Source organism: Methanosarcina soligelidi (assembly GCF_000744315.1).
GTDB lineage: Archaea > Halobacteriota > Methanosarcinia > Methanosarcinales > Methanosarcinaceae > Methanosarcina > Methanosarcina mazei.
Genome location: NZ_JQLR01000001.1, coordinates 1,316,345 through 1,330,839, shown reverse-complemented (window position 1 = coordinate 1,330,839; position 14,495 = coordinate 1,316,345). Strand labels below are relative to the sequence as shown.

Here is a 14,495-nt window from a genome sequence, read left to right as displayed (position 1 = left end):
TAACTTGTAGATAACATGCTTAAATTATATAAAGAGTTTGCACTGGATCAAACTCCAGCTCGTCACAGGCGCAATAAGAAAAGATGTTGTAGCTCGTCATATATTGTAACTCGTCACTATATTTGTAACTCGTTACTATATTGTAGTCCGTTACTGTATTGTAGTTCATCACAAACATAATAAAAAGATAATATAAAACTCGCTATAAACGGATCTGGAAGAATTTATTGCTAGATTTGGGAACTCAACAGGATTCCGGAATTAAAATCTCAGCAAATCAAATTTCCTTTTTTCGTTAGTTCTTTATTTCCTGAACCAGATAGTGAATTTTGTCCCGTGAACCCTTTTGAGATCTATACAGCCGCCTACCTGTTCAACAAGAATGTTTACAAGCTGGAGCCCGAGAGAATCTGAATTTGTAAAATCTATCTCTTCGGGAATACCTCTTCCGTTATCTTCTACGGCAAGTATGTAATGGAAGCTGTCTTTTTCATAAAAGCAGGGACCCGATGAAATATCATAGTTTGAAAATCTCTCTTTTTTGCAGAAACTTATGTGAATTTCACCTGCTTCTCCGGAAGGGAAAGCGTGTTTTAATGAATTTGATACCAGTTCGTTAACGATAATGCCAAGAGGAATTGCCGTATCAATATCAAGATGGATCTTCTCAAGGTCAAGCTTCAGGCTGACACCGCTGTTCCTGAGGCTATATAAGTCAAACAGGTCTGAAGTCAGATTCTGGATATAATCTGCAAAGTCGAGGGTGTCCAGTTCGTTTCCTTTATAGAGCTCTTCGTGAATCAGAGCCATTGAAGCTACCCGGTTCTGGCTTTCCCGGAAAGATTCAAGGATTTTTGCATCACTGAATTTTTCAGATTCAAGACTTAAGAGGGAAGAGATTACCTGCAGGTTATTCTTGATTCTGTGATGGATTTCTTTTATATGGGTTTCCTGTATTTTTTCCAGGGCTTCTTCAGCTTTCTTTCTCTCCGTGATATCCTGGATGATTCCCTTGGACCTAACAGGGGTATTATTCCGGTCAAAAATGAGTTCTTTTTCTGCATGGACTGTGCGTTCTTCCCCGTTATCCCTTATGATCCTGTAATCAATTCCATAGCGTTTCCCGGTAAAACTATTCCGGATAATGCCATCCACAAAATCCCGGTCATCCGGGTGAATGTAATTCAAAAGCTCTTCATAATTTGCAGCGCTTTTTTGAGGGTCACGCCCGAAAATGTTGAAAAGTTCATCAGACCAGTGCACTTTGCCGGTTACAAGGTCCCAGTCCCAGTTTCCAATATGTGCCATTTTTTGAGCTTCAGAGAGACTTATCTCATTTTCCTTCAATGATTCATAAGCACTCTCAAGCTGGACAGTCCTCTCTTCAACCAGTTTTTCTAAATTATCATGTGCTTTCTTCAGGGCATCCTCTGCTTTTTTAAGTTCCGTAACATCACGCGCAGCAGCAAAGACCCCTATAACCTCTCCGGACTCGTCCCTGTAAACTGAAGCATTATACAGAACCTGGGTTACACGTCCGTCTTTATGCTGGATCTCAAGAGGATAATCCTTTACAAACCCTTTCAAAAATACATGCTGATAACCTTTTTTGGCTCTTTCAGGCTCAGTAAAATAGTCTGAGAAGTCCGTGCCTATGAGTTCGTCCCTTGAATAGCCGGTAACAGTTTCAGTGGAATTATTAACATCAGTTATCTTCCCGTCCTGGCCGATAGTGACAAGCGGATCAGGACTGGCTTCAATCAAACTCCGGTTATAAATATTTGAGATCCTAAGAGCTTCTTCAACTTTTTTGCGTTCGGTGATGTCCTGTGTGATACCGAAACCGCCGGTTACCCCTCCGTTTCTGTCAAACTCAAGATATGCTTTTTCACGTACCCACTTAATTTTATTACCTACTACAATTCTGTGTTCGATGTCATATGGTTTCCCTCCCAGCCCCTCCTTCCATTTCCTATCGACATATTCCCTGTCGTCCGAATAGACAGTTGAAAGAAAAAACTCATATGTCAGAGGAGTTCCTTTTGGTATGTCGAAAATACGGTGGGTTTCGTCAGACCATATCAATTCATTTTTACGCACATCAAGACGCCAGCTTCCGATATTTCCAACTGCCTGGGCGCGGTCCAGGTCTTCCCTGTTTTTCTGCAGTTCATTTACCAGGTTATTGCGTTCCATCAACGCCATGGAAAGCCTGATGTTGCTGTAACTCAGCTCGGAAAGCATGTTGGCAAACCCCATAAGGAAAGCCATGCCTGTATTCACAGCCTCTCTGCTCAGGCGCGGCACTTTATCAAGAGCTGCTATATATTCCTCTTCATTAAAGCCATATTTTCTGGCTTGAGACCGGAAAAGTCCGTAGTCCAGAGGTTCATCCTCAAAAAAGAACTGCCCTGAAAAGATATTGCCTATATGATGACCGCCTACCATAATCGGGGTCACTATGTCCCACATATTGTTCCTGCACCTGTACATCTTAAACTTCCCTGGAGAAACTCCCGAAGATAGCATGATGTCACTTGCTATGCAGTGCTTGCATGTCTCAGGGTGAACCCTGTGAAACCTGGTGCAGATATCCTGCCAGCCAACGCCTATCAGAACATTTCCTTTAAGATCGTTTAAGCCTATGGGAATGTTAGTGAGTTTGTAGAAATTGTCCATTAAAGGCTCAATAGCATGGACATTGATAATTTCAGTCAGCTCAAGGTCCTCTACCTTCTGAGAAGGTGAAAGACTGTCCTCCAGCTTCTGCCTGAAATACTGTTCACTCTGGTCCGGAGTTTCCTCAACACGTTTTATATCTATGCCAGAATTTTTCAGGTTCTCTTTCATTTCATATCTTCCCCGATCTTGAAGGGTTCACCCTGTCTATCGCAGCCAGCAACAGAACCCGGTTATCTATTTTCCAGGTAGATAGTATCTGTTTGCGGTTATCACCTATATAATTTATAAGTTTTTATATAAAAATAACATTTGATTTTATTCAACAGCTGCCAATTTAGAAGTTGTCCAGTAAGTTGTGTATGCTTTTAGAACCGCAATAAAAACAGAATCATTTATAAAGTTTAAAAAAACAGGAAAAAAGAATAAATAGGCTTTAATTTTTGTAACAGGGTTATTATTGCCTTAACCGCCTCTCATTCTTAAAGCAATTTTTAATATTGAATTGAGGCCTGCAATTAGAACTCATAATAAAATTAGTATATAATTAAAGGTTGGAAAATATTTTATTCGCAAAATTATATAATTGCTTAGCCTCTTTATTAATTTATCACATAATTAGCCGGCCAAAGAGCCCGGATCTGGATTAATGTGACTTTAGTAATAGATGATTCAGATGTAATTACAGAATATTACAGAACCTGATATTACAGAATAATGTAGGACCCGAAAAATACAGAATATTATAGAACCCGAAAAATACAGAATATTATAGAACCCGAAAAATATCCAGAGTATATAAACTGTATATTAATTTGAAAAATAAAGATAACTGGGGGAAAATAAATGGGAAATAAGGGGAAGCTATGTTCAATAGCTTTAGCTTCATCAGTCCTGGTTTTTGTTTTTTTGGTTTTGATCTCAGCCGCAGCTTCCGCGGCTCAAATTACGAAAATCGGAACCGGATACGACCCTGCTGTTTATGGTGATAAGGTGGTGTGGACAAACGGGGTCGTTATTCATCTATACGACCTGACAAACAGAACAGGCATAAGGTTTAGCTCTTCCGGGGCATCAAGTCCGGATATTTATGAAAACAAAATAGTGTGGCATGATGAAAGTATTGGAACTCCAAGGATTGCTGTTTACGATATCCCGACAGCCACGAAAAGTTACATCACGCAGGAAGTAGACCAGTACAGCAGACCTGCTATTTATGACAACAGAATTGTCTGGAGCGCAAACGATAGCGTGTATCTGAGGGACATATCCAATTCCACACAGGAAAAAATAGGAAACGGCACCAATCCCGACATATATGGCACCAAGGTAGTGTATTACTCATATTCAGAAGATCCGGAAGCGGATATAACTATCAGGATGTATGACATTGACACCGGGGAAAGAAAAACTGTCGTTTCATACGGAGACCCAAACATACCGCGCATATGGGACACGAGGGTCATCTGGTCTGACGTATATAATCATCAGGGATATATTGCGATGTATGATATATTAACAGAGAATATCACAGACGTCACACGCCCTCTTGACACTGATCCGGATGGAAATGAATACGGCGCCAGCACAGGGACACATATTGCCATACAGGATGATAAAATTGTATACAATAAATGTGTTGATGATTATGAAGGCAAACCCGGGGTGTACCTGTATAACATATCTGCAGGACAAAGCACACTGATATACGGTTATCCTGAAGAAGTTTATACGACACCGGAAGTGTACAATAATACTATTGTATGGGGACTTGACAGGAACTATGTTGATGGTACATCTGGCAATGACATCTATTTATGCGACCTCGCAGCCGGACCGGAAATCTCACAAACATAAGTGGTGGAAATCCACCACAACATTTTATTGAAAAATGAATTCCGGATCTGGCGATGATAAAAAGAATATCAGAGCATTTTTAATCTTCAGACAGATTGTCCTTTTCCTTCAGGCAGATGAGGAATTTATTTTAATTCTCTTCACTTTCTCCATTGATCGTGGCTATAATCTCCTTGAAACTTGCCAGTGAAGCTTCCATATTCTCAATTATCTCGTTTGCAAGAATATCCGGGTCAGGGAGGTTGTCGAGGTCAGCAAGGCTTTTGTCCTTGAGCCAGAAAATGTCCAGATTCGTTTTGTCCCTTGCTATTATTTCGTCATAGCTGAACTTCCTGAACCTGCCTTCGGGAGATTCTTCACTCCGGGTCTCTTTCCGATTGAAGCGGTTTTCCGGGTTGTAACATCTGATGAACTCTTCAAGGTCGGAATATTTCATAGGGTTCTTTTTCAATGTGTGGTGCACATTTGTGCGGTAGTCGTAGATCCACACTTCTTTTGTCCAGGGCTCTTTTGATGCGGGTTTTGCTTCAAAGAAAAGCACATTTGCCTTTACGCCGTTTGCATAGAAGATGCCTGTCGGCAGGCGCAGGATCGTGTGCAGGTCTGTGGTTTCAAGGAGCTTTTTGCGGATGGTTTCACCTGCTCCGCCTTCAAAGAGGACATTATCAGGCAGTACAACTGCTGCCTGCCCGCCGGTTTTGAGGATCGTATGGATGTGCTGCAAAAAATTTAGCTGCTTGTTGCTTGTGGTTGTCCAGAAGTCCTGCCGGTTGTAAGTGAGTTCTTCTTTTTCCTGTTCGCCTTCTTCGTTTGTGAAGGTCATGCTGCTCTTTTTTCCAAAAGGCGGGTTTGTAAGGATGTAATCGTAACGGTAACCGGGATCTGCTATGAGCGCATCGGAATTGGAGATCATGGGCTCACCGTCTATTTCCCCGATGTTGTGCAGGAACATGTTCATCAAAGCAAGCCGTCTTGTCCCTGCGACTATTTCATTGCCTCCGAAAGTTTTGTTTTTCAGGAAGCGGCTCTGGTCCCTGTCCAGACGGCGGTGAGAGGTAAGGAAGTCATAAGCTGCCAGAAAGAACCCGCCTGTGCCGCAGCAGGGGTCTCCGATTGTTTTCATGGGTTCGGGCTGGAGGCACTGCACCATGACCTTAATGAGAGGCCTGGGTGTGAAGTACTGCCCGGCTCCGCTTTTCGTGTCTTCGGCATTCTTTTGCAGGAGCCCTTCGTAGATCTCCCCTTTTGTGTCCACACCCATCATGACCCAGCTTTCCTTGTCAATCATATCAATGATTTTGTAGAGCATGGCAGGGTCGCTGACCTTGTTCTGGGCTTTAAGGAAGATTTGCCCGAGCATCCCCGGCTTTTTCCCGAGTTCTTCGAGAAGCTCCCTGTAATGGGTATCGAGTTCTGCCCCTCGCTGCTGTTTCAGTCTGTCCCAGGTATATTCTTCGGGGATGCCGATATTTCTATTGTAGGGCGGCTTCCTGTATTCTTCAGCCATTTTAAGGAATATGAGGTAGGTCAGCTGTTCCAGATAATCTCCGTAGCTCACGCCCCCGTCCCTGAGGACGTTGCAGAAACTCCAGACTTTGGAAACGATGGATGATGTGTTTTCAGACATGGTTTGGATCCTTGAGATAAGAGTAATATTTTTGGTTAGGACTATTCGGTTTATCAGGGATGGTTAGGAAAAGTTTTCCTTCCTGAATAAGTGGATTCAGGATTTCTAATCTGAAATGTTTCCTATCTTTTAATCCCATAAACTCTTGAATTTCCTCTCTACTTCTTGGTTCGATACAATATTCTAATAATGCGTTGATCTTGTCGTTCTCAGCTTGGGGGGTAGCTTGGGGGGTAGCTTGGGGGGTAGCTTGGGGGGTAACTTGAGAGGTAACTTGAGGGGTAGCTTGGGGGATATTTATAGTCTAATTTACAGTATCAATGAATCTTCTTTCCATTCTGCGCCTTTTCAGCCTTTATTCGTTCCAGCAAAACCTCAGCCGGCTCCCAATCCTCTGCCCCGCGAACCTCTGCAAGTTCCCTTTCATTAAGCAGCTTCCCCTCAAACGCTTTTTTCAAAATACTCTGCCGCAGCGCTTCGGCTTTTTCCAGATTTGTTTCAATGTCCTGCTCTATCTTATCGCAGACTGAAAGGCGGGTTTCGATTTCCTGAACGATGGCTTGCATTTCTTGTTTGCTACATATTGGTACTTGTTTGGCCAGTAGTTTTCCTTTGTTAATGAAAGGTATATCAATACCCTGCAAATCTTTCTCAAACTTAGATATGAAAAAAGGTCCTTGCATGAAATACAGAATATAGTTTGCAAGTCCCTCAGAGAGAAGATCTAATCTGCCAACTCGTTGATAAAGAATTGCCGGGAGATCGCTCTTATGCAAAGTACAAATTTTCAGATTCCGTTGAATTAAAGGACGATTTAGAGCAAGTAGTAGATTACCTTCTTTGAGGACTAATTCTGGCCATTTTTGAAGATATTCTTCTGGTAGGTAAACTACGTCATCCCATAATGTATGTCCAAACGATACATTGGCAATCTGGAAGAGTTTAATTCCATGACTGCTGTATTCGCTCTTTTTAAATGCGCGCCCAGAAGTCATATCAGTTAACTCCCCAAGCTTCACCCATCTCCACCTATTCGGCAATCTCGGCAATTCGTTTACTTCGACTTCAGTAAGAGGTTTAACAGAATTCAGTTTCTTGCCCGAGTTTTTTGCAGCTTCTTCTCTTTCCTTCCCAATATGCTCCCGCAACTCCCTCGCATCCGGCAAATCCGTCTGCTGCTCCCGCCATTTTTTAGTAAGCTCTCCTTCAAAAGCTTTCTTCAGCACTGCCTGTCGATAAACTTTGAGCTGTTCCTGTGCCAGTTTGAGATTGGAAATGCCGTTATCCAGTTCGCTGAAGAGTTGCTCTATTTTGGAAACTATGGCGCGTTGTTCTTCTATTGAACATAATCCAATAACATGATCAAGAATATGATTTTTAGACAAGCCAGGTATATCACCCTGAGCTTTCATTATCAACACATCAATTTGATGTTTTATAGCGTGAAGTGTATATTTGAAATCAACTTTAGAAGACGGTAAAAAAGCATAAATATCACGACCAATTGCACAAGAAACGCCTGGAAATATTTTACCAACGCCAGCTCCTTTAACAGTAATGAAAATACAACCCTCTGGTACTAGACGTTTAGGAAATTCAGTCCATTTTGTTTCTTTAATTTTACTGCCATCCCATTGCTCCGGACCAGTAACATAGGGAACCCCGCGCTTTTCTTGATTCACTTCTGCAATTGAAGGGGATTGACCACAAAATAGTTCTCCGATAGAATCGAGTCTAACCCATACCCATCTCTCGGACAGCTGTGGTAATCCAGCGATTTCGGCTTCAGTTAGAGATTTAATCGTTTTCATCTTAATCAGTCAAAGCCTCGTTTAATTTGTTAATAATATCGTTCATGAGCCGGAGTATTTTCTCCGAACTTTTTTCCCAACCTTTCACCACAGTTTTCACCACAGTTTTCTCCGAACCTTCACAACTCCGACGCTTCATCAATATTTTCATTCTTGGACTCATCTATTATTTCCCAATGGCCGCCTTTCGCAGGACCTACACGCTTCAAAATACCCTTTTCTTTGAATTTTGTGATGTTATTTTCAATAGCTGTGGTACCGAGTCCTATTTTTTGACTTAGTTCCACAATTGAGATCTGGGGATCGTTTATTATCTCTCTAATTATTTCCAATTATTTTTCACCCCACTTTTCACCCCACTTTTCACCCCACTTTTTACCACAGTTTTCACCACAGTTTTCACCACAGTTATCTCTTAACCTCTACTTCCACCGATTATTCTCCGAACCTTTCACTATCAATTCAGGAGTACTTTTAAGATGTCAGTTAATTAAATAATTGTCTACTTCTGCCTTTCAGGGATTGCATTAAAAATTAGAACGGCATGAGGGATATATATCCATGCGCTGGGGTCGCAGATAAAGGAAAAGGGAGGAGGAAAGCAGTAAAAGAAGAGAACAATTCTATACGTTTTAACTTTGGTTAAAAGAGTGAATAAGGAGTTCACAAGGTTTGGTCTGCAACAATGAAGTTTATTTCGGGAACAGGCTCTACTCTGTCCTGAATTTGCCTCATTCTACAGCTTACACGCCAATGAAGTAGGTTTCGAGACCGGTTTTCAAGCCGTCCTGAATTTGCTTCATTTTAAGCTTACATGTCAATGAAGTAGATTTTGGGATCGCCTTCAGACTGCCCTGAATTTGCCTCATCTCGCAGTTTACGCTATAAATGAAGGGATACTAGGGGATAGGATTTCAAACCGTCCTGAAATTGCTCCACCTTATGCTTACGCGTCAATGAAGTATATTACGGGATCAGATTTTACTCTGTCCTGAATTTGCTCCACCTCGCAGTAAAAGCATTAATGAAGTATATCTATGGATAGGTTTTCAAGCCGTCCTTAATTTGCTTCACATTATAGCTTACGCGTCAATGAAGTATATTCGGAATCAGTTTTCAGGCTGTCCTGAACTTGCTTCATTTTAAGCCTGCGTGTCAATGAAGTTCATTGCGGGATCAGGGTTTTACTCTGTCCTGAATTTGCTTCACTTTACAGCTCAGTTCCTTGTGAACAATATATACTATGTAAGTTCCTGTATATAACACTGGCGGTATAATTACTGAGAGTAATATAATTAGTTTAATTATTTATCAAGTTAGCCTGCAAATCATCAGTCACGTACTCTGCCAATCAGTCGATGGGAAATAAAAACAAACAATGGGAAATAGGTGTAAAGTGTTTGACGGTTACAAACTGGTTATCATCCGTCCTTTCTATAAAAATCACGCCGCCAGCGCTTCATTCAATTCGCTGATAATCGTATTCATCTCGTCCCCGAAAAGCTGGTACATCCTGCCGCGCCCACCAAGGATATCAAAGGGGTGGTAGTCAAGGTCATCGATTTCCAGATGGAAGCTGGTTGCAACATAATCTTTTATCATTCTGAGCCAGTTCATCTGGTCTTCATTAAATTTCAGGGTTCCAGCCTGCTTTTTGAACACCCAGTCCTGGAAGTTGCGGTTCACGGTCTGGTCGTACGAGGTCAGCACAGGGTCAATCTCAGTTACCCTGCGGATTAAGGAGACAAGGGCAGTGAGTTCGTTTTTAGGGGAATTTCCTTTTACCTTATCCAGCCGCTCATAAGCCTGCCATACATCGAGAGGGGCAAGGTAAGGCTTTTCCAGTTTCATTTTTTCCAGCACGTCCTTTATCATCGCAAAAGTTACTTCCCTGCGCTGGTAGGGCTGGTTGTAGAAAATTCTCAGGGCTGTGATCTCGTCTTTATTGGCTTTCAGATATGCTTTAAAATCGTTGATCAGCTTCTCATCCCTTGCCAGTATATCCATGTCCCATCCGGCTTTTTTAAGGGTATCAAGGTTCACTGTATCAATTATCTGCTCATGGACCCTGCGCACGTTTTCGATATATTCGTTCAGCTCGCCGGAAAAAGTGGACCTGGCAATATCAATAAGGATTTCCTGCGCCTTTTTCTTTACATCGGTGTCCTGAATTTCCGGCTGGCGCAGTTTGATTTCATCAGCTTTGAGGTCGATCATATCAGGGTTATATGCATTGAGCAGGTCCTTTACAGTTTGATAGATAGTTTTTCCATTCGCTTTTTCAGCAAAAGTTGCTCTCTCGTTCTCATTTATCTGCCTGTTCAGCCTTGCAAGACGGTTAGCCAGTGAAACATAAAGGTCTTCGTCCTGAGCGCCGAAAGTAACCGCTGCCAGCAGGTCTTTCAATGAGGTATTTTTCTTACGTTCAAGAGGCCGGCTGTCGGTCTTCATAGTTTTTGTAACACCTATTGCGTCCACGATCACAAAATGAGTCTTGGCTGAAACAGCCGATGGAGTCACTTTATGCAGATCGTCAAAGCCCAGGGTTCGTGTCCCTCTGCCTTTCATCTGCTCAAAATAATTGAGGCTTTTGACATCCCTCATAAAGAACAGGCATTCCAGAGGCTTAACATCCGTGCCTGTTGCAATCATGTCCACAGTAACCGCTATTCTTGGATTGTATTCGTTGCGAAAAGCCGACAATATCGATTTTGGGTCTTCTTCGGCTTTGTACGTTACTTTCTTGCAAAAGGCATTGCCTTCTCCAAACTCTTCCCGCACAATATTGATAATATCATCAGCATGGCTGTCGTTTTTGGCAAAAATAAGAGTCTTGGGAACTTCCTTTCTTCCGGGAAAGATTTCAGGCAGCTTCTCCTTAAATGTCCGTATCACGCGCCGTATCTGGCTGGGATTGACAACTTCCCTGTCAAGCTGCCTGGAAGTATAGGCCAAATCTTCGTCCAGCTGTTCCCAGCGTTTTTTGCGGGTAAGCTTCTCACGTCTGTCCACAAACTCCCGGGCTGGTATGTTTGCTCCGTTCCTTCCAATGTCAGTCTCAATTAGATACACATCATAGCCCACATTCACGCCGTCCGCAACTGCTTCTTCATGGCTGTACTCGCTCACCACATTTTCATTGAAAAAGCCAAAGGTGCGTTTATCCGGTGTGGCTGTCAGACCTATTAAAAAAGCATCAAAATAATCCAGAACCTGCTGCCACACATTGTATATTGAACGGTGGCACTCGTCTATGACAATAAAATCGAACTCTTCAATAGGGACCTTTTCATTATACACAACAGGAAGCGGTTCCTTTGGCTGCCAGCCCCTCTCGGCAGGGTTTTCCTCTTCGGTTTTTTCGTCCAGCTCCTCGCCTTTCAGGATGGAGTAAAGCCGCTGAATTGTGGAAATACATACCTGGCTGTCCGAAGAAATATAGCTTGAACGCAGGCGCTGAACATTATACAGCTCGGTAAATTTGCGGTTATCGTCATTGGGCACATAAGCCATGAACTCCTGTTCCGCCTGCTCACCCAGATTTTTAGTGTCAACAAGGAAAAGCACTTTTCTGGCATCCGCAAATTTCAGTAACCTGTAGATGAAGGTTATGGCAGTATAGGTCTTTCCGGATCCTGTTGCCATCTGAATCAGAGCCCGCGGGCGGTAATCCTTAAAGGACTTTTCAAGGTTTAAAATCGCCATAACCTGGCAGTCTCGAAGACCTTCGGTACACAGCTCAGGAATATCGAGAAGCCTTTCCCGAAGTGGTTTCTTTTTTAAATGTTCTTCAAATAATTCCGGGCGGAAAAAAGAAAAAACAGGCCTTGACCGCGGCTTCGGGTCGCGGAAATCCGTGAAACGTGTGAGTTCCCCTGTACTCTCGTATACAAAAGGAAGGGGGTCATTGTTAAGGTACTTTAGCTTGCTTGATGCATATTCGGCGGACTGTTCTTCAACAACGGTTAATCTGTGACCTTCTTCGTCCCTTTTTGCCTCGATAATTCCGACCGGCTTTTTATCAACAAATAACACATAGTCAGCAGGTCCCACATCGGTAAGATACTCCTTAACTGCAATGCCCCTGGAAGCACTCCAGTCTATCATGCTCTTTTCCTGCACAATCCAGCCAGCATCATTTAATTTTTTATCGATTTCATTTCTGGCTTTCTGCTCCGGGGTCTGGTTATTGATCATATCTTTACCTGTCTTTGACTGCGATTCGTTTCTTTACCAGTAGTCTATTCATTATGGTACTCGGTTGGAATGCCGGGCTGAAACTCTTTCACTATAACCAAAATTAGAGATTCAAATTAATACAAATATTTTTCTAAATTCGTTAAATCCTGAATTTCAGTATCATAACTTTCTAGAGTTAACAAACGGGATATTAATAATTCCTTTATAGAAGATGGACATCGGAACTTCCTGTTTCAGAACTTCCTGTTGTGTGAGGGTAGATTTGAAACACCTGCCGTTCAAAAGTATAGGGTTGCAAGTAGTAAAGCAGGTATTATCAGCTAAGGTTTTACCTGATTCGGAGGAATAGAAGGATTTCTATTTACATTTGACCATGCTAAAACTTAACTAGGAAAGAGGCTGTTTTCTTTGTGGGCAGCGTATAAAATCAACACTATCCTTTTTCTCTCTATAAAAGGTTCTATTATTCGGATAAACGCAAAAAATACGGGGGGTATTAATGCATCCTGAATTCAAAGAGCTGCTGGATAAAAGGGACTGGGAAGGCTTAAGGGTAATCAGGGAGATGAAACCTTCCGAGATTGAGGATCTGTATTTTGAGTTAGATGGCAGAGATTTTGTGATACTTTTCCGGCTTCTTGAGAAAGATCTGGCACTTGAAATCTTTGAAAGCTTTAGTGTGGAACATCAGGTTGAGATAATAAAATTAATGGAAGAAGCGGATACAATAGATCTGCTTGAGCCCCTTGACCCTGATGACTGTGCAAGGATATTTGAAGAACTGCCTGCAAAGATAACAAAACGCCTGCTTAACGGGCTGAGCCCTGAGAGGCGCAAATATGTGAACCTGCTCCTTGGTTATCCTGAAGGAAGTGCAGGCAGATACATGACTCCCAGGTACGTTTCAGCGCATAAGTATCAGAATGCAGGCGAGGTTTTGACGGGTCTACATGCCTCTCCCCTGAGAGCCGATGAAATGCCAATGATTTTTGTAATCGATAGGGAGAGAAAGTACAGCGGGTATGTAATGCTGGGCGACCTCATAAAAACCGAACCTTTAACACCTCTGGAAAGTATTGTTAAAGGAGAGGACATTTTCATATATACTACTGATCCAAAAAATAGAGCGGTAGAGATTATTAGCGAATACGATATCCCGTCACTGGCTGTCCTCGATGCCGAAAAGCGTCTTGTAGGAGCGGTTACTTTTGATGACGTGATGGATGTTGCAGAAGAGGAGGCAACAGACGACTTCCATAAAATGGGAACAGTCGGACTTATGAGAACGGGTCTGAAAGATGCAAACGTCCGGCTATTGTATGCAAAAAGAGTCCCATGGCTATTGACACTTGTTTTCATAAATATATTCTCAGGCGCTGCTATTGCATCCTTTGAGGACACAATCCAGGCTGTTGTCGCTCTTGTAATTTTTCTGCCACTGCTAATAGACAGCGGAGGAAATGCAGGGTCCCAATCCGCAACTCTCGTAGTCCGTTCCCTTGCAACAGGTGATGTCAAAAACAAGGATTGGTTTTACCTTATTGGCAGGGAGATGCTGGTTGCAGCCACAATAGGAATTACAATGGGTGCAGCTGCAGCGGGTCTCGGAATTTATAGAGGGGGGCTGGAACTGGGTGTAGTTGTAGCTGTGACCATGATCATTGTGATTTTTGCCGGCTGTCTGATAGGCACCACCCTTCCTTTCCTGCTTACAGCATTAAAAATGGACCCCGCAACAGCCAGTGCTCCTTTAATTACCTCTATAGCAGATATTGTTGGCGTAGTTATATACTTCAGAATTGCGACGTGGTACTATGGCATTGCATAATTCCGGTTTATTTTGTTAATTTTATATCACCTCACCAGCTGTTTAAGTGCAAATATAGCTGAAGATTTAACTGAAATTTTTAAGGAGGGTACTAGCTAAAACGACATAAGCTAATACCTGTAAACATTTTTCATTAATCCGCTTAAACCATTTCTGTAAACATCAGAGGATAAGCAGAAACCAATGTAAGCTGTAGAGTTTATCATAAATATGTATAAATTTTCATACTCCTTTTCCAATTTTAGTTTCTTTCTCAACTTTGACATCTAATTTAATTGAGCTCTGGAGTTTTTTAATTGAGCTCGGGAGTTTAGAAAATAAATACTCAGGATTTAGCAGAAGAATAAAGAAAATTAGTGGAGAGATCAGAAAACTTAGTGGAGAGATCAGAAAACTTAGTGGAGATGTCAGAAAACTTAGTGGAGATGTCAGAAAAGAATTTCCAGGATACGACAGAGAAAGTATCATATCCTGGTATTCTTAGTATTGGAGG

The 14,495-nt window shown here is 42.2% G+C and carries 9 protein-coding genes; 3 read left to right on the top strand and 6 right to left on the bottom strand.

Annotated elements, in window-relative coordinates:
- Positions 1–303: 303 nt before the first annotated feature.
- A complete protein-coding gene (locus tag M886_RS05805; protein WP_048046800.1) occupies positions 304–2,850 on the bottom strand; it encodes a PocR ligand-binding domain-containing protein in 2,547 nt (848 codons plus the stop codon).
- Between the two features lie 675 nt (positions 2,851–3,525).
- On the opposite strand from M886_RS05805, the gene M886_RS05800 reads away from it, so the two are divergent.
- Positions 3,526–4,536, top strand: coding sequence for a hypothetical protein (locus tag M886_RS05800; protein ID WP_048050858.1), 1,011 nt, complete (start codon positions 3,526–3,528; stop codon positions 4,534–4,536).
- Between the two features lie 130 nt (positions 4,537–4,666).
- Here M886_RS05800 and M886_RS05795 read toward each other — a convergent pair whose 3' ends face one another.
- The 5 genes from M886_RS05795 to M886_RS05775 form a co-directional block, all read right to left on the bottom strand.
- Complete coding sequence (locus M886_RS05795) at positions 4,667–6,163, bottom strand: type I restriction-modification system subunit M (RefSeq protein ID WP_048050857.1); 1,497 nt, start codon at positions 6,161–6,163, stop codon at positions 4,667–4,669.
- Positions 6,156–6,362 carry a Fic family protein gene (locus tag M886_RS19495; protein ID WP_048039229.1) on the bottom strand — a complete coding sequence of 69 codons (207 nt, stop codon included), beginning with the start codon at positions 6,360–6,362 and terminating at the stop codon, positions 6,156–6,158. The genes M886_RS05795 and M886_RS19495 overlap by 8 nt, the downstream gene beginning before the upstream one ends.
- Before the next feature lie 118 nt (positions 6,363–6,480).
- Complete coding sequence (locus M886_RS05785) at positions 6,481–7,974, bottom strand: restriction endonuclease subunit S (RefSeq protein ID WP_080934224.1); 1,494 nt, start codon at positions 7,972–7,974, stop codon at positions 6,481–6,483.
- Positions 7,975–8,093: 119 nt separating this feature from the next.
- Complete coding sequence (locus M886_RS05780) at positions 8,094–8,306, bottom strand: winged helix-turn-helix domain-containing protein (protein WP_052718764.1); 213 nt, start codon at positions 8,304–8,306, stop codon at positions 8,094–8,096.
- Between the two features lie 1,111 nt (positions 8,307–9,417).
- Positions 9,418–12,171, bottom strand: a complete 2,754-nt coding sequence (locus M886_RS05775; RefSeq protein ID WP_048050856.1) for a type I restriction endonuclease subunit R — start codon at positions 12,169–12,171, stop codon at positions 9,418–9,420.
- Positions 12,172–12,673: 502 nt separating this feature from the next.
- On the opposite strand from M886_RS05775, the gene mgtE reads away from it, so the two are divergent.
- Complete coding sequence (mgtE, locus tag M886_RS05770) at positions 12,674–14,002, top strand: magnesium transporter (protein ID WP_048050855.1); 1,329 nt, start codon at positions 12,674–12,676, stop codon at positions 14,000–14,002.
- A gap of 259 nt (positions 14,003–14,261) precedes the next feature.
- Positions 14,262–14,486, top strand: coding sequence for a hypothetical protein (locus M886_RS18220; RefSeq protein ID WP_152557993.1), 225 nt, complete (start codon positions 14,262–14,264; stop codon positions 14,484–14,486).
- Positions 14,487–14,495: the final 9 nt, after the last annotated feature.